Genomic DNA, 17,570 nt, shown 5'->3' with positions numbered 1-17,570 from the left:
TGCTTTGATACGCCTCAGGCGCCCTTGAACGTCACGGCATTGCCGGCGCCGCCGGCCACCGTGCACACCGTGGTTGCATCGCTGACCGAAACCGGGAAGCTGGTGATGGCCTTGCCGCCCCCGCTGATCTCGACCCAGCCGCTGGCGCCGCTGATCAGGTTGACGCAGACATCCTTGGGTACCGCTGCATAAGTGATCTCGAAGCCGGCGGCGGTTCCCATTACCGTGACGGCGCCGCCCCAGCTGTTTTTCAGGGCGTTGCCTTCGGTGTTCCTGGCCAATGTGCCGGGAATGGCGTTGGCGGCGATCAGCGTCGGCACCAGGCTCTCCACCGGATACGATTGGCCGATGTACAGCTTGCGCACGGCGGTGCGCATGGCCACCGCCTCCTCTGTGGCCTGGTTCGACTTGGCGCTGCTGAACGCGCCGCCCAGCAGCGACACAGCGCCCAGCACCACCACGGCGGCGATGCCCAGGTAGGCGATGCCTTCCAGCAGGGAGGCGCCGCGCTGGCGGAACGGCGATGGCATGCGGCCGGAACGTTGCTGCAATTGGTACAGGTGATTCATGGTCATGCCTCCATTTGTGTAACTGGTCTGTCAGGTAAATCTGCCGGGCATCAGCCGATGCCGCGCGTGGCGGCGGCGATTTCCTGCTGGATGCCGAAGAAGCCGGTCACCAGCCAGGCGATCACCAGTGCCAGGGTGACGATGGCGAAGCCGTTCAATACTTTCATGCGCAAGGCGACTGCCTCCACGCCCTCCTCCATCCATTCCGCTGCCAGCAGCTTGAGCGCTTCCGAAAAACCTTTGTAGTCGGCGTACACGCACAGGTCGTCGATGATGGCGGGTGAAGGAAAGCCGTAGCCCGCATGGCGCAGCGCTTCGCCGCAATTGAGGCCGGAGCGCACGCCCATCAGCGCGCCGTCCAGGCGTTCCCGCAGCCAGGGCTCGGACTTGAGCGACAGCCGCGCCAGCGACTTCTCCACCGTGACGCCGGCCGCCTGCAGGGCGGCAAACGCCATCAGGAAGCCGCTGCCGACGATCAGGCGATAGATCGAGAACGGCGCGAAGCGGTCGAAAAACACCCGCATGTTGCCGCGCCATAGAGGCAGCGACGCCAGCATGGCGGCAATCAAGGCCACCGCTCCCACCACGGCGAACAGCATCCAGTCCTGCACCCAGAGCGACATGCGGTAGAGCGACAGCGCTGCGCCGTGCCAGCCGGCCGGATCGACCAGGCGCGTGAACTGCGGGATCACCAGGGCCCCGAACAGCCAGATGTACAGTGCGATCATGACCAGGATGGCAAGCGGGTAGGCGGCGCCGCCCAGGATCTCGGTCTTGATGCGGCGCCCGGCCTGCACCACGTCGACCAGCGCATGCAGGCTGCCTTCCAGGCGGCCGGACTGTTCGCCCGCCATGATGATCATCTGCTCGGTGCCGGGCACCCACCAGGCCAGGCCGTCCGACAGCAGCTGGCCGTTCTGCACCATGCGCCGGCAGTCGTCCAGCACCAGCGACAGGGTGCTGTCGCCGCCCGGGCCGGCATTGCGCCGCGCCAGTTCCTCCAGGATGCGCAGCAGCGGCAGGCCGCCGGCCAGCATCTTGGCGACCTTGCGGTACAGGCGCACCCGCTCGGGGGCGCTGAACTGGGTGCGCGCCCAGTAGCGCATGATTTCAACGCGCATCGCAGCCCTCCTCCACCACCTGCAGTCGGCGCCGCGCCAGGGCCGCGCCGGCGTTCAGGTGGCCCAGCACCTGTTCCGCCATGCGCGGATCAACCAGGCCCGCCGCCACCTTTTCCACCGCATGTTCGACCATGGTGCGCCCGCCCGAGCGCAGCCAATAGCCCAGGGCCGCAGCCTTGTCGCCGCGCCGCACGTGGCTGAAAAACTCGTCGTCCGGCAGGATGATCTCGGCCACCACCGTGCGCCCGATGCTGCCGTGTCCTGCGCAATGCTCGCAACCTGCCCCGGTCACGTGCACGCGCCGCAGGTCGGCCACCACTTCGCGCAGCCTGCCCATGACGGCGGGCGGCAGCGGAGCCGGAGCGGCGTGCAGGGGCAGCTTGCAGTGCGGGCACAGAGCCTTGACCAGGCGCTGGCTGATCAGGCCAGTGACCACCGTGTGGTCGGCCACCTGGCTGGCAGCCAGGCCCAGGTCAAGCAGGCGGTCGGCAATTGACAGCGCGCTGTTGGCGTGGATGGTGGTCCAGACCTGGTGCCCGGTCATCGCCGCGCGCACCGCGTTCTGGGCCGAGGCACGGTCGCGCACCTCGCCCACCATGATGGTGTCCGGGTCGAGCCGCATGGCGTTGGAAATGGCAGCGGCAAACAGGCGCGACCGCTCGTCTTCGGAGCCGGCATTGGTGACCGAGGTCTGCACCGCGCCATCGATCGGGTATTCGACCGGGTCCTCGATGGTGAGCACGTGGCGCCGGCCTTCCGCCTCGGCGATCTGGCCCGACAGGATGCGCTGCAGCGTGGTCGACTTGCCCGAGCCGGTCGGTCCGCCGATGATGTTCATGCCGATCGGCTGTTCCTTCAGCTGCTGCAGCATGGCGGCCTGCTGCTCGCTGAAGCCAAGCGGACACAATTCGCCGTCGCCGGCATCCAGGTACAACAGGCGCAGCACCATCAGCGTGCCTTCATTGGTCGGCACGGTGGCGATACGCACGCCGTGCAGCTCGGGCGGCAGCTTGTCGCGGTCGGCGATGCTGGCATCCTGGCGCTCGGTCGGCTTGTAGGAACTGTCGGAGACCGAGGCCATGGCGCCGTACAAGGTGGCCAGCAGGCGCTCGCCGTACTCGCGCGTCTGCACCCCGACCGGTGCCAGGTCGCCGCGCACGCGGAACAGGATTTCGGTGGCGCGCTGGCGCACGCGGATGTGGATGTCGGAAGCGCGCGCGGCGCAGGCGCGGCTCAGCAAATCCTTGGCCGTCACCTGCATCATCGAGTGTTCCTGGCGCCGCTCCACCAGCGAGCCATTGCCGCTGGCGTACAGGTGGCGCAGCTCGTCGATCTTCGCGTGCTCGACGCGGAACGGCTTCTGCATGCGCTGCAAACGCGCCTGGTAGGACAGCACGTGCGCATTCATGTCCTGCCCGACGGCCACCAGCAGGCGGCCGTCGGCCAGCAGGCACACCAGCTTGCGCTCCTCGGCGCTGGCTTCGTACTGGCCGGCATGGCTCAGCACCGCCGCTCCTTGCGGCGCTTCCGCCTGCGTGCTGCCAGAAGGCTGCGTGCCGGCCTGCATGCCTGGCAGCGCAATGCGCAGTTTCATCGCGCGCTCCTTGGTGCTGCCGCGACCGGCATCGGTGCCGGCGTGCCCGGATTGAAAGCGTTGACCTGCTGGGTGTAGCCGGACAGGCGGATGCGTTTGCGTCCCGGCGCGCTGGCCATCACTTCATTGTTCTGGATCGAGACGATGCGCATGCCGCCCGGCAGTACGCTGCCGACCTGCACCTCGGCCACGCTGCCGTTGGACATTTCCAGGGTGGCGAACATGGTGTCGCCCAGCCCTTCAACGGCGCGCACCACCGGGTCGCCGACCACCACGGGCTGGCTCAGCATGGCGCCCATGGTCTGCTTGGCGGCGATCTCGTTCTGTTTGGTGATGATGGAAGACTGCACCTCGAGCTGCTTTTCGCGGGCCCGCAGCAGCATGGTTTCCGCCTCGATGCGGGTCAGGCTGGCGGCCGTGCTCTCAGCGCGGACAGGCGCCGGCGGCAGCATGCAGAGTGCCAGCGTCAGCGCAGCGACGCCCCTGGTCCGATTATTTTGCATAAATGACTCCTTCAAGTAACCACGCCATACCGCGATAGCTGATCTTTTCAATGCGCACCCCGGGCCGCTCCAGCATTGCCGCCAGTTGTTGCGGCGCCACGCCCTGCGCATCGAGCTGGAAGCCGAAGGCTTGCCAGTCCTGCGTCGCCGGTCCCTCCGCTGCCGCTGCTCCGATGGAGGCGGCAACCGGTGCCGCCGCCCGCTTGTTGAGGCGCAAGGACAGTCCGAGGTTCTGCATCTGCGCCATCAGGGGTTCGATCGCCTGCGGCGCCGCCAGCAACTCCTCGCCGCGCGCCGCCGGCAACGCGGCCAGCACCCCGTTCAGCGTCGCCTTGTCGCCGGTCGGATCGATCACGGCCTGCGGCACCGCGTCGCGCAAGGTGGCCACCGTGGCGGCATTGCGCGACCACGCGTAGCTGAACTGGCCGCGCGTGCAGCTGTATTCGTCGAGCCGCCAGCCGCCGGGCGTCAGGTGGTCCAGGCGGTCGAAGCAGGCGCGGAATGCGGCCGATGGCAAAGGCTGGCCGATCCACGGCCGCTGCGCTGCGGTGGGCGCGGCGGCGCGCTGCGCCAGCACGAGCTGCGCAGCCTCGCGCCGCGCCTGCCACTGCTTCCATCCGAAGAACAGGCCCGCGCCCACCACGGCCAGCGCGACACCGGCGGCCAGGCGCCACTCCGGCGCCCGCTGGGCGGCGATCGGGCGCAGGCGCCACCAGCGGAAGATGCGCAGGCTGCCGTCCTTGCGGTGCGGCAGCAGGCTTTCGATGCGGCGCGCATTGAAGTTGTGGAAACCCTGCCCGGCCAGGCTTTCGTCGCCGATCACCACGTTCCAGCCGCCCAGCGCATAATCGCCGTACAGGCGTTCCAGCACTTCCTCCTTGCTGCCGGCGAAGTCGCCGTTGGGCAGGAAATTGGCGTCGCGCACGGCGAAATAAGCCCACTTCCCGTCCGGCAGCTGCAAGGCGGCCAGCCAGTTGTGCACCGGTTGCAGCAGGCCGTCGTAAAAAGCGCCCTCCATGGCGACGGTCTTCGATACCGCCGCCCCCAGCGAGTACAGGGTGCGTGCCGCGCCGTCGCTGCTTTGCGCATAGCCGGCCTGCGCGGTCGACTGGTCGCGCCGCACCACCATCAGGTCGGAGCCGATCTTGCGCCCCAGCTCCAGCGCTTCACGCTGCAGTTCTCGCGGCCGCGACAGCGACTGCCAGAACAGGCCGCAGACGAAGCGCGTCTTGTCGATCTGGATGATATGGATGCCCATGCTGCCCTCCTCAGGTACCGGCCATGGCCATCGGGGTGATCAGCACCACGATCACTTCCTTGTTGCTTTTGGCCTTGACGCCGCCGCCCAGCAGGTAGTTGTTCGGTTTGCCCACGCCCTGGCGGTCGACGTTTTCGTCGGTCTGCTCAAAGCCGCCGATCACCAGGGTTTCGCCCGACTTCATCGACACGCGCTGCAGGAAGTTGCGGGTATCGAGCTCCGGCGACTCGATGCGGCTGCCGTTGCTCTCGATCACGCGGATGCTGCGCAGGGTCGAGATATCGATCGAGAACTGCAGCATCACCGCGCCGTTGTTGAGGACGTGCGGCAGGATGCTCATGTTGAAGCCGGCCGTCACCACGCCCGGCACCATGGTTGTGGTGGTACCGACCTGCGCCACGATCGCGGTCTGCGAACTTTGCAGGTAGGTGGTCTGGCGCGCCACCTGCACCGGCACCGGCTGGTTGTTCAGCGTGACCACCGACGCCGTGGTCTGGCGCCGCACCTTGCCCTGTTCCGCCAGCGCTTTGGCGACCACGGTACTGCCGCTGAAGCGCGAGTTGCCGACGATCCCGGCCGACAGCGCCGACGCCCCCTGGGTGGTGTTGAAGGTGTTCTGCAGGCCGTACTTGTTTTTCAGGCTGTTGTACACCAGGTTCCAGTTGATGCCGAACTCGTCGCCCTGCTCCAGGCTGACCGACAGCACCGTAACGTTCATCACAATCTGGCGCGACAGGGCCTGGTTGGCGCTTTCGATATAGCTGCCGATGCGGTCCAGCGTATCGGGCGTGTCGACCACCGTGATGCTGCCGGTGGCCGGCGCAGCCAGCACCTTGCCATGCGGGGAAAGCATCACTTTCACCGCGTTCTCGATGCCGTTGTAGACCGACAGCTTGGATACCACGCCGGTATTCTGGCTATTGTTGGCCGAGACCGAGCTGCCGCTGTTGCCGCCCGTGCCTCCCGAGCCGCCGCCCGATCCGCCGCCGGCCAGGGAAGCCGCGCCGCTGGTGACCGACGCGGCAAACGAAGCATCGCCCGGCACGGCGCTGATCTGGAAGGTGCGCGCGTCGGTATGGTAGAACTGGATCACGCCGTCGGCATACTTCCAGGAGACGCCGAAACGCGCTGCGATCGTATCCAGCAAGCCCTTGAAAGAACCGTTGGCATAGCTGACGCGGATACCGCCCTGCAGGTCGGGCTGGAAGCTGACACTGGCGTCGGCGGCGCCGCTGCGCAGCGGCGCATCGCCGGCCACTGCCTGCTCGCCAGGCATGCCCTGCGGCAGCGGCAGCGCAGGCACGCCCGCCGGCTGGCGCATGGCTGGCGGCGACGGCAGGCGCCCGCCGCCGCGCTTGAAGGCGCTGGCGGCGACACTGGACGCATCGGCGTTGACCCGGCTCGGGATGCCCGAGCGCAGCGTCAGGCGCTCCGCCAGTTCGGACAGGGAATAGATGCTGCGGTCGAACGTCGCCGGCTGGTAGAACACGGCCGGCAGCGGCGGCTGCCCCAGCTTGACCACGTTCTTGCCCAGCCAGATGCCCGGTTCGTGCACCACGCGCGCCGATGCCGGCACCACGGCCCCGCGCGCATTGCGGCCCACTTCCTTGACCAGGCCCGACGTCGTTCCATCGGCGGCATCGGCGTTCGCCGACACCCGGTCGGCCAGGTCGGAGCAGCCGCTCAGGGACAGCACGGCGCAGGCCAGCACAGGCAGGCATTTCATGATCGGGCGGCGCATCATTGCACACCCCGGCCGATGATGCGCAACACCTTGTTGCCCTTGTAGAAAACGGCCTTGATCGGCATTTCAGCGCTGTCCATGCTGCCGACTACCGTGGCGATAGCTTCTTCAAAGCTGCCTGGCACGGTGGTGCGCACCTGCACCGCGTAGTCGACCGGCAGCTCCCATAGCAATTGCCAGCCGGCCGCGCCGGCCCAGCGCGCCAGCGCCGCATTCAGGGTCTTGTCGGCCGGGACGATGTCCCAGGCATCGGGTGCGGCGCGTACGGCCGGCTCGCCGGCCGGCGCCGCGACCGCAATGGCGCGGCCTTTGCCTGCGGCAGGGCGCAGCGCAGCTTTGGCAGGCTTGCCGCTTGCCGCGGCTTTCGCCGGTTCTGCGGCAAACGTGCCGCAGCACAGCGATAGGCCAAGCGCCGCGAAGGAGACCCTGGCCGCGCCATTCAACGTGATATTGAGGTTCAACGCTCTTCCTCCTGATGGCCATTGCTGGCAGATGACATCGACGAAGCCTTGCCGTCGCCAGGAGCGCTTGCATCGCAAGTGCGCCAGGGCTAAGAGGAATATAGTCGAAAGTACATTCCGAATTTCTCAACAAGGCTCAACAATCCTCACCCCGCAGGGAGGCGCGCATCAACGCTGGTCGGGGCTGACGGCGGCGGGGATCAAGGCCCAGGGCGAACGTTCGCCCGAAGGGGGCGCGGGAGCGCGCATCTTCGCCGGCGCGGCATCCTTGCCGGCCGGCGGCGCCGGCAGCGGCAAGGGCAAGGGCAGCTGCGTGGTGGCCGATTTTCCCGGTGCAGGGGGCGGCGGCAGCGCCGCCAGCTGGCGCGCGGCCTCCGCTGGAACCCCAGCCCGCCGGGCGCCGCCGGCCGCCGGCGCCGTGAATGCCCGGTCCGGGCCACTGATGCGCGGCGTGATCAGGAACAGCCGTTCGCGCGTACTGCGCGACTCGGTCTGGTTGCGGAACAGGCCGCCGACCAGGGGCAAGTCGCCCAGCACGGGGGTCTTCTGCTTGTCCGTCGCCATCCGCTCGGCGCGGTAGCCGCCGATCATCAGGGTCTGCTGCAGGTTCACGATCGCTTGCGTGCTGATGGTCGAGCGCGTGACGCGCACGTTGCTGCGCGAGTCCTTGCCTGGGCCGCTGTTGCCGGCGCCGTCGAGGGAGCCGTCCTCGATATCGACTTCCAGGTGCACCTTGGCGCCGTCCGCCTCGCGGATCAGGCGCGGGATTACGCGCAGCATGGTGCCGGCCGTGATGTCGGCCAGGTCGGCCACGCGCTCGCCCACCAGCGGCACGTAGGCGGTCTGGCTCAGGTCCAGCACCGCCGCCACGTTATCCAGCGTCAGCACGGTCGGTGTCGCCAATACGCGCGCCTCGCCCTTCGCTTCCAGCGCCTTCAGGCGGGCGTAGAAGCGATTGATGTTGCTGATCAGGAGCGTAGCCCCCGGCAGCGGCAGGTCGCTTCCCTGCGACTCGCCAGCCGTGGAATTGAACGTCAGGTTGCTGGTGCCGGCCCGCACGCCCCATTCCACGCCCATCTCGGCCAGGTTGCTGCGGTCCATGTCGATGATCAGCGCTTCGATCTCGATCTGCTGCGGCGGCACGTCAAGTTCGGCGATCAGGCTGGCATACATCTCGCGCTGCTGCACGTCGTCGTAAATCAGGATGGCGTTCATCGCCGCACTGGCTTCAATGCGGGGCTTGCCGTTTTCCGGGGCGCTGCCCTGCGGCTTCCTGCCGGAACCCTCGCCCTGCGGCGGCGTGGCGGGCAACGGCGCATTGCCGCCCTGGCCCGCAGAGAAGATCGGCACGAAGGCGTTGCCGCCGCGCGGTGCTTCCTGCACGCCGCGCTCGCTCCCCTTCGGCCGGTGCGAACGTTTCGGGCTGCCGACGTCGAACTGGTTGGTGTCGGCCAGCTTTTCGGCCGTAGCGGGTCCCAAGAGCAGCCCGCTCAGGATGGTTTTCACGCCGGGGATGATTTCGCTCTGGCCGCGCGCATTGATGGTGCGGTCCATGGCGCTGGCGTATTTCAGGCGAAACACCATCACCCGCCTGCCGCGCACCTTGGCGCGCTGTTCGTCGGGCAGCAGGATCTGGCGCGCGAACTTCACGTAGCTGCGCGGGCCGCTCACGATGACCGTGCCCACGTCCGGCAGCTCCCCCCAGCCGAATCGCTCGTCGAACAGGCCCACGCCGACCATGGCCGCCTTGGCATCCTGCACCGCATCGTCGCCCAGGTCGAGCCGTACCGAAGTGTGGTCGCTGGCCGGAACGATGTACAGTACTTCGTTGTAGACGAACCAGCCGCATTGGCACAAAGGCGCCAGGCGGTTGAGGAATTCGCTGCCGCTGTTGGCGGCCAGGCGGCCGTTCATCGCTTTCTGGCCCGGCACTTCCATCGACACGCGCACGCCGTACACGCGGCCGAATTCGTCCAGCACGGCGCGCAGGCTCATGCCGCTGGCGTTGATGGCAAATCCCGTTCCCTTCCAGGAAGCGGGGATGGCTGCCAACGCGCTGGCCGGCAACAGCAGCATTGCCAGCAACAGTAGCAGGCCCCTGGCGATGGCAGGGCACTTCATCGCTGCGCTCCCGCGAACAGGGCACGGATGCGCTGCTCGCTCTGGTCGGCGGATATGTGCTGGCGGGCGCGCACAGGGGCCATCGCCGCGCGCCACATGGCGAGCTGGTTGAACAATGGCTCCAGCGCCGGCGCGGCATCCAGCCAGCTTGCCGCCTGCGGCAGCCATTGCGAGAGGACCAGTGCGCCATCGGCCCGCAGGGCCAGGCCGGCTTCGAACTGGCGGGCACCCTGGAAACCGGTACGCGCGGCTTCTTCGACCTGGGCATCGCTCGCCTCGAGCAGCAGGATGGCAGCCAGTTCGGCGCCGCCGGATGCGAGCTGCAGGCAGGCCGATTCGCCGTCGAGAACGAGGGGCGCGTCGGCCGGCAGGTCCTCGAGCCAGCGTGCGATATCGTCGCTCATGGTTTATTTCGATTCGTTGAGAACGGTTTTCAGGGGTTTCTGCAGCAGGTTGAATTGCGCGGTCATCGCGCTATGGGTCAGCGATTGCTGCTCCAGCAGGCGGGTGAATTCGCTTGGATTGGGCTTTTCGCCGTTGGCCTGGCGCCGGTAAAACTCCTGCAGCTGCTCGCCAATGCCTTCGAATTTGCGGTCAAGGCGATGCAGGGATTGCACAACGGGGTTCAGCTTGCTGGACATGGCGCTCTCCTGGAAGGTGATTTACAGGTGAGTGGCGCCGCGGGGGATGGCGGTTCGGCCCTGCGCGGGAAAATTCAGGCGGCAGCCTGCACGCCAGGCAGGTTGGCAAGCGCCTGGCGCAGGGCCGCCGCCGCCGCTGTGAAATCGGCGCGCCATTCGCCGTTGTCGGCCTCCAGCCTGCAAGTGCCCGGCTCCAGCCTGTCGTCGCTTTCGCATGGCCAGGGCAAACCATGCGGCGGCGGCATATCCTGCGGGTGCAGGCGCAGCACGGCATTCACCAGCTTGGGCGGAGCTTCGCGCAGCAGGCGGCGGCAGCCTGCTGCTGCCTTTTCCCGCGCCGTCGTTTCAAGTAGCAGCCGGTCGTACAAGGCGCCGGCCAATTCGGCGACCATGTGCTGCGCCTGGTCCACGAATTCGGCCATGGCCGCGTCCATGCCTTGCTGCAGCCGCATGGCCTGTTCCAGCACGCCCACCTGCGCCTCGTGGACAGCCTGGCGAGCCTCTTCCTGGGCTGCCGCAAGCAGTTGCTGCGCCTCCTGGCGGCCTTGCTCGACGATCTGCCCCGCCAGCACATGCGCATCGGCAGTGCGCTCGATGGCGCCGCCGCGCAGTATGCCGTGTGCCGGCTGCAGGCGTGGGTCCGCGTCCAGGCGCGCTTTGCAGAAACCGGTCATGCAGATTCTCCTTGTAATCGCCCTTTGCCGGCTTGCTCAAGGCACAAGCACCAGCAGCGCAGGCGCCTGCGCGCCGCCGCCCCGCTGGCCGCCCCTGCGGCCATGCCACGCAGGACGAACGCCGTCAGCGCAGCACCCGCATCGGCAGCCGGTTCGGCTGGCAACGACAGGCGCAGGCGGTCCCACATGCCGGGAAAGCCGGCCTCCATGGCGCAGGCAAACTCGCGCAAGCCGTCGCATTGAAGGTCCCCGCCTGGCTGGCAAAGCCTTGCGAGCGGCTGGATAGCGGCCGTGGCAAGGCTCCAGCGCCGCTCTCCAGAGTGCAGTTCGGCCAACGCACCATGCCTGCCCTCGCGTACGGCAAGCAAAGCCCCGTAGAGCCGGGCCGCATGGAGCAGCACAGCCGCCTCGCATCCGGCGAATTGCTGCCAGCCGCTGTCGAATGCGCGCGGGAAGTCAGGGCGCACGCCGTGATCGCCGCACCAGAGCCGGTAGCCCAGGCGGCGGGACAACGGCGCAGCGGCGCCGGCCCGCATCGATGGATCGAACCACCAGTCAAGGAACTCCCCGGCCGCGGCATGCGCCACAATCACTCTCCCGCCGTTGCCGGCGCGCGCCGTTTGCGCAAGCCGGCAAACAGGCGATGGTTGCGCAGCAGGCCATGGCCGGCATGGGCCATCCCCGCCAGCACCAGCACAGCCAATACCGCCAGCGCAAAACGCAGGCCGGAGGCCGATTCCTGCGCCACATGAAACGGTCCGACCTTGGTCCAGGCAGGCGGCGCGGGCGCCGCTTCAGCGGGCGTCATCACAACCGACACCTTGTTGCGTCCCTCTTCCCCGCTCAAGCCCGGTATGCTTGACGAGACCAGGCGCCGCACACGCGGCGTGATGGCATCTTCATCCAGCGGCGGCCGATAGCGTATGAACACCGCGGCCGACGACGGCTGGATCGCTTCGCCCGGGGCGATACGCTCCGGCAGCACCACGTGCACCCGCGCCGACAACACGCGGTCGAACAGCTGCAAGGTCGATTCCAGCTCCTCCGACAGGCCGTGGATGTAGCGCACGCGCTCCTCCATCGGCGAGGAGATCATGCCCTGCTTTTTGAAAACCTCGCCCAGGTTGGAGCGGCTGCGGCGCGGCAGTCCTGCCGCCTGCATGGTGCTGGTGGCGCGCGACAGGTCGGCTTCCTTGACGGTCAGGCTGACACCGGACTTGTCCTGGTGCTTTTCGACCTCGATGCCCTGTCCGGTGAGTGCAAGGACGATTTCATTGGCATCGGCGTCCTGCAGTGAAGCCTGCAGGACTACCGCCTTGCCGCAGCCGGCCAGCGCGAGTACGCAAAACGCCAGGGGGAATAGGCGATTGAGCATGGCGCTTATTGCAGCTTGGTCAGCGAATCGATGGAGCTGCCGGCACGTGAAACCACCTTCGAGATGGTTTGCACCCGCAGCTGGTAATCGTTCAGTGCCAGCATCGCATGCATCAGGTGCAGCGAATCGCCGCTGGCCGTGGCGCGTTCCAGCATGCGCGACACATATTGCTGGTGGCGGTTGACGTCGCCCGCCAGGCCGGCGGCCCGTTCGGCCATCGCGGCAGCCAGGCTGTCTTTCCCGACAGCTTGCGGCGCCAGGTCCTGCTGGGCGCCGGAACGGAACTGCTGCTGTTGCACCTGCAGCTGCACTTTGAAGGTCGCCGCGCCCTCGCCCGCCGCAGCGGACTCGGGAACCTGCGGCCCTGGCTTGCCTGCCAGGCCGGATGCGGCGCCTTGCACCGCCATGCTGAGTCGAGTGTCCACGCTGTCTCCAGAAAGAAATTCAATCCACTGCAGATGGGTGGCAAGCGGAACGCGTGCGGTTCCCTCACAATTGCTCCTGCGGATCGAGGCAGTACACACCGCCGCAGCCGTGGCTGTCGGCCGGGTCGCAGCCGGCACCGCCGCAGCGCCGTTCGCAGGCCAGCCGAGAGCCCGGGCGCACCGGCGGCAGCGCCGCTGCGGGTTTCGGCAGCAGCCGGCGCAGCAAGGGATGGGCCTGGCCGCCCGCCATGGCGAGATGCCGCGCCCGGTCTTCCCCGTCGGACTCGCCCGCACCATCCGGCTCCTGCGCCCGCCCGGGAAGTGGGAGCGCCGGCACGCCGTCATCGCACATCGCATCGGCGTCCAGTGCGACGGACTCCGGCTTGTACAGCAGGCAGCCGCCCGCCATCTGCGAACGCGGGGGGCGCGGCCGCGGTGCTTTGGCCTGCTTGCAGTGCGGCGCTGGCGGCGCTTCCGCTTGCGCCGCCGGAGCGGGCGGCGACTGCCCCAGCATCTCCTTGCTCTTAATGCGCATTACGGTCTCCTTGCGCCGCCGCTTCGTCCGCACTCCAGCCCGGCAGGCCTGGCGGCGGATAGCCATGTTCTTCCAGCTCCACTTCGCCGCCCTGCTGCCCCATGCGCTGCAGTTCCAGCACCACGGCGAAAACCTGGGCTACCGCTTCGTAGCTGGCGCGCGGCACGTCCATGTCCGGCTTGCAGCCGGCATACAGGGTGCGGGCCAGCCACACATGGCGGATAACCGGTATGCCGCGCAGGCGGGCGCGCGCCATCATGGCCTGCGCCGTCGCGTCGCGCCCCTTGGCCAGCACCCGCGGCACCATGCCAGCCTCGGGATCGTAGAACAGCGCCACCGCGAAGTGGCTCGGGTTGACCACCACGGCATTGGCGTCGTCGGTGCGTTCCACCGGCGCCTCGTTGGCCCATTGGCGCGCCAGCTGCTTGCGCTGCCCCTTGACCATCGGGTCACCCTCCGATTCCTTGTACTCGCGCTTGATCTCCTCCATGTCCATCATCAGCTCTTTCTTGTGGAAGTACTTCTGCGTCGCGAAATCGATCGCAGCCAGGCCCAGGCAGATGATGACGACAGAGTGGAAGATGGACTTCAGTACCGCGATGAAGCCAAAGTAGGCATCCTTCGGTTCGCCGGTGGAGAGCTGGACGATCGCCGGCAGCGCGCCGCGCGCCAGCACGTACACCGTCCAGCCGATCAAGGCAGCCTTGCCGACAGCGATCAGCAGTTCGACCAGCTTCTTCTTCGAGAACAGCTGCTTGAAGCCGTTGACGGGATTCAGCTTGTCGAACTTGGGGGTGACCGCTTCCGGCGCGATCAGGACACCGAACTGCCCCCAATGCGCCGCAACGCCTGCCACGATGCAGATCAGGAAGCAGCAGAAAGTAACGATCAGCAGGGTGCCCGCGGCCTGCAGCATATCCCACAGCGTAGCCTCGAAAGGACGCCCCACACTGGCGATCCCCAGCTCGAACAGTCCGTCCAGCTTTTCGCGCCACAGTGGCTCTGTCGCGAAAGCCGCTTCCGCCACAGCGACCAGGGTTGCCAGCCGGGCCAGGTCGCGGCTGGACGCGACCTGGCCCTTCTTTCGGGCATCGTCGATCTTCTTGTCTGTGGGCTCTTCGTTCTTTTCTTCGCTCATGCTGCGCTCCTCGCGAGGCGGTCACGGCCCGTGCCGGGCGCCCAGCAGGCTGGCCGCAAGGTCCAGCAGGTTGGAGAAGTCGCCTGCTACGTGATGCGACAGGGTCGGCCAGTACAACAGCAGGATCACCACGCCCGTCAGGCTTTTGATCGGCGACGAAGCGAACGACACCTGCAGGTTGGGCGCAAACACGCCGATCAGGGCAAAGGCCAGTTCGATCAGGATCAATGGAATGATTACGGGCGCGCCGTACACCACGATGTGCCAGAAAAGCTCGCCGAAACGCTTGACCAGCAAGTCCAGATGCCCCGCCTCGTACGGCGGCGCCAGCGACCAGGCAGGCCAGGCCGCGTAGCTTTCGACGAGGATGCGCGCCAGGGCGACGAACAGGCCGGCCTGCACCATCACCAGCACGACAGCCTGCACCATCACGCCGCCGATGATGCTGGCATCGCGGTCGACCCCGGCGTTGTTGCTCTGGATCTGGATCGGCGAACGCTGGCTGTCCAGGATCGAGCCGACCGACTGCACCGCCCACAGCGGCATGGTCGTCAATACCCCCAGCAGCAGGCCGATGGCAGCCTCCTTGAAGATCAGCATGCTGCAGGTCAGCATATCGGGCCCGAAACGCTGCACCGCATAATAGGTCGGCAGCGCGGCCGGCAGCGCAATGGCCATTGCGGCCATGTTCTTCGCCATGCCGGTCAGGACGTTCAGGCCAAACCCCGGCAATATCACCAGGCACACCAGCACGCGCGGCGTCACCAGTGCCAGCGCCACCAGTGCATTCTGTATATCGAGCAGCAACGACGATTGCATTGCTTAGCGCCCCACGGCGGGCAGCATGGTGAACGCCAGGTCCGTGAGCTGGATCAGTTGCACGCCGATCCAGCGTCCCATGCTCGCCAGGGTAACGGCGACGGCCACCAGCTTGACCACATAGGGCAAGGTCTGGTCCTGGATCTGCGTCACCGCCTGCACCAGCGAGACGGTCACGCCGCACAGGGTTGCGATGACCAGCGGCGGCGCGGAAAGCATCACGGCCAGCCACAGGCCCTGCTGGAAAAAGTTCAAGGTATCTGCCACGGGGTTCCTTTCAGGCGTAAGAGGCGGCCAGCGCATGCAGCAGCTTGCCCCAGCCGCCAACCAGGGTAAACAGCAGCAGCTTGAGCGGAATGGTGATGGTTTGCGGGCTGACCTGCTGCATGCCGAGCGCCATCAACAGGTTCGATACCAGCAGGTCGATCACCACGAACGGGATGTAGATCAGGAAGCCGATTTCGTAACCGGCCTGCAGCTCGGAAACCACAAAAGCCGGAATCAGTACCAGCAGGTCGTTGTTGCGCGCCTGTTTCGCATAGTCCTCCGGCCACAGCTTCTTTGCCGATGCCAGGAACAGTTCGCGCTGGTCCGGATTGCCATGCTTGATCATGAATGCGCGCAACGGCTCGAAAGCGTCGATCGCCTTGGCCAGGCCTGGCGGCGCCTGCACAGCGGTTCCCGGCGGCGCCGGCTGCGCCATGCGCTGCCCGATCTGCTGGATCGTCGGCGCCATGATGAAGCCGGTCAGCACCAATGCAATACCGTAGATCGCCAGCGTGGGCGGCACTTGCTGCACGCCGATGGCGCTGCGCAGCACCAGCATGACCATGGACAGCTTCAGGAAGGACGTCGTCGTGACCACCAGCAGCGGGATCAGTGCCAGCCCCGCCAGCATCAGCGAGAATGAGACGACGTCCGTCTGTCCGTTCATCATGCCGCACTCCAGGACGTGATGCGCACCCCCAGGCGTCCATCGACGTCCACCGCCTCGCCGCGCCCAAGGTGGCGGCCGGCGCACACGATGGCGATACTGTCGGCACTGCCCTGGGAAAGCTGCAGCACGGCGCCGCTGGCCAGGGTGCGCAGCTGGCCCAGGCTCAGCTGGAGCGTGCCCAGTTCAAAACTGAGGGCCAGCGGCAGCTGGTCCAGGGCAGCATCCTGTATGCCGCCCGCTTCGTCTTCGCTGTCGTAGTTCAATTGCGTCTCCATGGTGAGTATGGTGAGCAGGCCTGGCGCCGCATAGCGCACCCGCGCCTGCATGCCGCCAAGCGGCAGGCGGCCCAGGCCCTGCGTATCGAAACGGGTGCTGTCCGGCAGGATGATGTCGCCCACGCCCAGTTCCTGCAGCGCCGATGGCGCCAGGACGTGGCTGGCCAGCGTGACCGGCAGCGAAATGCGCAGCGTTGCCAATGCTCCCAGCGGCTGCGCCCTGGGCTGCCATTGGTGGCGTTCCAGCAGGGCGAGCCAGGATTCGGGCGTGGCGCCGATGCGCGCACCGGTCATATGCGCGCCATCGTCAAGACGCAGGTACATGGCGGTCAGCGCGAACCCTGCTGGCGGCACCGCGCCGCGCCGCAGCGTACGCATGCCGCCCAGCGGCGTGCCCGCCAGGCGGCCCAGCAGCGCTCCATCGATCCACTCGCGCTGGGCCACCGGCGCCTGCGCCGCCGCCATGGGGTCGATCCCGGTCAGGCCATGCAGCAGCGCCGCGCCGTCCTCCAGGTAGAACATTCCATGCGGGCCCTCCAGTCCGATAGCGGTGCTGCCGGCTTCCGGCTGCGGATCGGCGGGCAGCGCGGCGCATTCGAGGTGCAGCGCCATGCCGGCATGGCTGCACCACAAGCCGCATGCCACGCGGCGGCTCAATGCAGCACTGGCGGCGCCGATCGCATCTTTCTGCAATCGCACGGTCTTCGCATGCGCGGCAGGCAGCCACTCCGTTTCAGCCATTTCGGCCCTCCGCTTAGAGTATGGTCAGGGTCACATCCTTTCCTATACGTCGCTCCAGGCGGGCGGTTAGTTCCTTCTGCTGGCTACGCAAGCGATCCGCGAGATTCTTGCCAGCAGGTTTCAGGTGATAGCTCACAGTGCACGGACCGGCATCGACTGCCACGCCCATCATCTCGCCCCCTGGCAGCTGCACTTCAAAGATGCCGCTGCAGTCACCAGCAGGAAGCAGGGCCACGATGTCTTCGGCGTCGAACGCCTCGGCACCTGGCGGCGCCGCGCCGGACAGCGCCGGTTCGGCATCGCCTTCCCCGCCGCTATCGCCACCGTCGCTGCTGCGACCCTGCCCGTCGCCGCTCCCGCCCTGGCCGGTACGCCAGGCGCCGTGGTCTTCGGCCAGCTGCTCGCGGACAGGATTGGGGGCGGCGCGAACCGTCCGTGGAGGCTCGGACCGGGCCGGTGCGGCCGGCTTGCCGTACGCCCGCGCCGGCCTTGGCGCAGCCTGTGCCGTTGCTGCCGGCTGCGCCGCGGCGGTGGTGGCAAAGCGCCATGCCGGCTGCTGCCCCGTGCGGACATTCGGCCGGCCCGGCAACAGCTCGTCCAGACAGCGGCCCGGCAGTACGGGAGGCAGACGGTTCATCC

General features: G+C 67.4%; 21 protein-coding genes. All 21 read right to left on the bottom strand.

Going from position 1 to position 17,570, the window contains the following annotated elements; genetic code table 11:
• Window positions 1-14: 14 nt before the first annotated feature.
• The 21 genes from ASD07_RS07830 to ASD07_RS07730 all read right to left on the bottom strand — a co-directional run bounded on the left by ASD07_RS07830 (window position 15) and on the right by ASD07_RS07730 (window position 17,568).
• Window positions 15-569: a type 4 pilus major pilin gene (locus ASD07_RS07830; RefSeq protein WP_229207091.1), complete on the bottom strand. Its 555-nt coding sequence runs from the start codon at window positions 567-569 to the stop codon at window positions 15-17.
• Window positions 570-619: 50 nt separating this feature from the next.
• The gene (locus tag ASD07_RS07825) at window positions 620-1,690 is read right to left on the bottom strand and encodes a type II secretion system F family protein (protein ID WP_055927619.1); all 1,071 of its coding nucleotides are present in this window, start codon (window positions 1,688-1,690) and stop codon (window positions 620-622) included.
• The gene (locus tag ASD07_RS07820; RefSeq protein WP_055927616.1) at window positions 1,680-3,284 is read right to left on the bottom strand and encodes a GspE/PulE family protein; all 1,605 of its coding nucleotides are present in this window, start codon (window positions 3,282-3,284) and stop codon (window positions 1,680-1,682) included. Before ASD07_RS07820 ends, ASD07_RS07825 begins: the two co-directional genes overlap by 11 nt.
• Complete coding sequence (pilP, locus tag ASD07_RS07815) at window positions 3,281-3,787, bottom strand: type IV pilus biogenesis protein PilP (RefSeq protein WP_055927613.1); 507 nt, start codon at window positions 3,785-3,787, stop codon at window positions 3,281-3,283. The genes ASD07_RS07820 and pilP overlap by 4 nt, the downstream gene beginning before the upstream one ends.
• Window positions 3,777-5,045, bottom strand: a complete 1,269-nt coding sequence (gene pilO2, locus ASD07_RS07810; RefSeq protein WP_055927610.1) for a type 4b pilus protein PilO2 — start codon at window positions 5,043-5,045, stop codon at window positions 3,777-3,779. The genes pilP and pilO2 overlap by 11 nt, the downstream gene beginning before the upstream one ends.
• Before the next feature lie 10 nt (window positions 5,046-5,055).
• Window positions 5,056-6,771, bottom strand: coding sequence for a PilN family type IVB pilus formation outer membrane protein (locus tag ASD07_RS07805; protein ID WP_082507200.1), 1,716 nt, complete (start codon window positions 6,769-6,771; stop codon window positions 5,056-5,058).
• Between the two features lie 14 nt (window positions 6,772-6,785).
• Window positions 6,786-7,250, bottom strand: a complete 465-nt coding sequence (locus ASD07_RS30005; RefSeq protein ID WP_082591339.1) for a TcpQ domain-containing protein — start codon at window positions 7,248-7,250, stop codon at window positions 6,786-6,788.
• A gap of 168 nt (window positions 7,251-7,418) precedes the next feature.
• Window positions 7,419-9,371 carry a type III secretion system outer membrane ring subunit SctC gene (gene sctC, locus ASD07_RS07795; protein WP_055927607.1) on the bottom strand — a complete coding sequence of 651 codons (1,953 nt, stop codon included), beginning with the start codon at window positions 9,369-9,371 and terminating at the stop codon, window positions 7,419-7,421.
• Window positions 9,368-9,775 carry a hypothetical protein gene (locus tag ASD07_RS07790; RefSeq protein ID WP_055927604.1) on the bottom strand — a complete coding sequence of 136 codons (408 nt, stop codon included), beginning with the start codon at window positions 9,773-9,775 and terminating at the stop codon, window positions 9,368-9,370. Before ASD07_RS07790 ends, sctC begins: the two co-directional genes overlap by 4 nt.
• 3 nt (window positions 9,776-9,778) lie before the next feature.
• The gene (locus tag ASD07_RS07785; RefSeq protein ID WP_055927601.1) at window positions 9,779-10,012 is read right to left on the bottom strand and encodes a hypothetical protein; all 234 of its coding nucleotides are present in this window, start codon (window positions 10,010-10,012) and stop codon (window positions 9,779-9,781) included.
• A gap of 74 nt (window positions 10,013-10,086) precedes the next feature.
• Window positions 10,087-10,686, bottom strand: coding sequence for an HrpE/YscL family type III secretion apparatus protein (locus ASD07_RS07780; protein WP_055927599.1), 600 nt, complete (start codon window positions 10,684-10,686; stop codon window positions 10,087-10,089).
• A complete protein-coding gene (locus ASD07_RS07775; protein ID WP_156397923.1) occupies window positions 10,683-11,273 on the bottom strand; it encodes a hypothetical protein in 591 nt (196 codons plus the stop codon). The genes ASD07_RS07780 and ASD07_RS07775 overlap by 4 nt, the downstream gene beginning before the upstream one ends.
• Window positions 11,274-11,275: 2 nt before the next feature.
• A complete protein-coding gene (gene sctJ, locus ASD07_RS07770; protein WP_055927593.1) occupies window positions 11,276-12,061 on the bottom strand; it encodes a type III secretion system inner membrane ring lipoprotein SctJ in 786 nt (261 codons plus the stop codon).
• 5 nt (window positions 12,062-12,066) lie between these two features.
• Window positions 12,067-12,486, bottom strand: a complete 420-nt coding sequence (locus ASD07_RS07765) for an EscI/YscI/HrpB family type III secretion system inner rod protein (protein ID WP_229207090.1) — start codon at window positions 12,484-12,486, stop codon at window positions 12,067-12,069.
• A 64-nt stretch (window positions 12,487-12,550) separates the two neighbouring features.
• Window positions 12,551-13,021 carry a hypothetical protein gene (locus tag ASD07_RS07760; RefSeq protein WP_055927587.1) on the bottom strand — a complete coding sequence of 157 codons (471 nt, stop codon included), beginning with the start codon at window positions 13,019-13,021 and terminating at the stop codon, window positions 12,551-12,553.
• Window positions 13,011-14,159: a type III secretion system export apparatus subunit SctU gene (sctU, locus tag ASD07_RS07755; protein WP_082507189.1), complete on the bottom strand. Its 1,149-nt coding sequence runs from the start codon at window positions 14,157-14,159 to the stop codon at window positions 13,011-13,013. The genes ASD07_RS07760 and sctU overlap by 11 nt, the downstream gene beginning before the upstream one ends.
• 21 nt (window positions 14,160-14,180) lie before the next feature.
• On the bottom strand, window positions 14,181-14,978 hold the full coding sequence (gene sctT, locus ASD07_RS07750) for a type III secretion system export apparatus subunit SctT (protein ID WP_055927584.1): 798 nt from the start codon (window positions 14,976-14,978) through the stop codon (window positions 14,181-14,183).
• Between the two features lie 3 nt (window positions 14,979-14,981).
• Window positions 14,982-15,245 (bottom strand): type III secretion system export apparatus subunit SctS, encoded by a 264-nt coding sequence (gene sctS / locus ASD07_RS07745; RefSeq protein ID WP_082507188.1) that lies wholly within the window; start codon window positions 15,243-15,245, stop codon window positions 14,982-14,984.
• A 10-nt stretch (window positions 15,246-15,255) separates the two neighbouring features.
• The gene (sctR, locus tag ASD07_RS07740; protein WP_055927578.1) at window positions 15,256-15,915 is read right to left on the bottom strand and encodes a type III secretion system export apparatus subunit SctR; all 660 of its coding nucleotides are present in this window, start codon (window positions 15,913-15,915) and stop codon (window positions 15,256-15,258) included.
• Complete coding sequence (sctQ, locus tag ASD07_RS07735) at window positions 15,912-16,931, bottom strand: type III secretion system cytoplasmic ring protein SctQ (RefSeq protein WP_055927575.1); 1,020 nt, start codon at window positions 16,929-16,931, stop codon at window positions 15,912-15,914. The genes sctR and sctQ overlap by 4 nt, the downstream gene beginning before the upstream one ends.
• Window positions 16,932-16,944: 13 nt before the next feature.
• A complete protein-coding gene (locus ASD07_RS07730; protein ID WP_055927572.1) occupies window positions 16,945-17,568 on the bottom strand; it encodes a hypothetical protein in 624 nt (207 codons plus the stop codon).
• Window positions 17,569-17,570: the final 2 nt, after the last annotated feature.

The organism is Duganella sp. Root336D2 (assembly GCF_001425005.1).
GTDB lineage: Bacteria > Pseudomonadota > Gammaproteobacteria > Burkholderiales > Burkholderiaceae_D > Rugamonas.
The sequence above is the reverse complement of the archived record's forward strand: the minus strand, read 5'-3'. Positions and strand labels throughout refer to the sequence as shown.

Bases quoted from the DNA above. Each gene is read 5' to 3' on its own strand.
- ASD07_RS07830 (WP_229207091.1), bottom strand. From the start codon at position 569: ATGAATCACCTGTACCAATTGCAGCAACGTTCCGGCCGCATGCCATCG.
- ASD07_RS07825 (WP_055927619.1), bottom strand. From the start codon at position 1,690: ATGCGCGTTGAAATCATGCGCTACTGGGCGCGCACCCAGTTCAGCGCC.
- ASD07_RS07820 (WP_055927616.1), bottom strand. From the start codon at position 3,284: ATGAAACTGCGCATTGCGCTGCCAGGCATGCAGGCCGGCACGCAGCCT.
- pilP (WP_055927613.1), bottom strand. From the start codon at position 3,787: ATGCAAAATAATCGGACCAGGGGCGTCGCTGCGCTGACGCTGGCACTC.
- pilO2 (WP_055927610.1), bottom strand. From the start codon at position 5,045: ATGGGCATCCATATCATCCAGATCGACAAGACGCGCTTCGTCTGCGGC.
- ASD07_RS07805 (WP_082507200.1), bottom strand. From the start codon at position 6,771: ATGAAATGCCTGCCTGTGCTGGCCTGCGCCGTGCTGTCCCTGAGCGGC.
- sctC (WP_055927607.1), bottom strand. From the start codon at position 9,371: ATGAAGTGCCCTGCCATCGCCAGGGGCCTGCTACTGTTGCTGGCAATG.
- ASD07_RS07790 (WP_055927604.1), bottom strand. From the start codon at position 9,775: ATGAGCGACGATATCGCACGCTGGCTCGAGGACCTGCCGGCCGACGCG.
- ASD07_RS07785 (WP_055927601.1), bottom strand. From the start codon at position 10,012: ATGTCCAGCAAGCTGAACCCCGTTGTGCAATCCCTGCATCGCCTTGAC.
- ASD07_RS07780 (WP_055927599.1), bottom strand. From the start codon at position 10,686: ATGACCGGTTTCTGCAAAGCGCGCCTGGACGCGGACCCACGCCTGCAG.
- sctJ (WP_055927593.1), bottom strand. From the start codon at position 12,061: ATGCTCAATCGCCTATTCCCCCTGGCGTTTTGCGTACTCGCGCTGGCC.
- ASD07_RS07760 (WP_055927587.1), bottom strand. From the start codon at position 13,021: ATGCGCATTAAGAGCAAGGAGATGCTGGGGCAGTCGCCGCCCGCTCCG.
- sctU (WP_082507189.1), bottom strand. From the start codon at position 14,159: ATGAGCGAAGAAAAGAACGAAGAGCCCACAGACAAGAAGATCGACGAT.
- sctT (WP_055927584.1), bottom strand. From the start codon at position 14,978: ATGCAATCGTCGTTGCTGCTCGATATACAGAATGCACTGGTGGCGCTG.
- sctR (WP_055927578.1), bottom strand. From the start codon at position 15,915: ATGATGAACGGACAGACGGACGTCGTCTCATTCTCGCTGATGCTGGCG.
- sctQ (WP_055927575.1), bottom strand. From the start codon at position 16,931: ATGGCTGAAACGGAGTGGCTGCCTGCCGCGCATGCGAAGACCGTGCGA.
- ASD07_RS07730 (WP_055927572.1), bottom strand. From the start codon at position 17,568: ATGAACCGTCTGCCTCCCGTACTGCCGGGCCGCTGTCTGGACGAGCTG.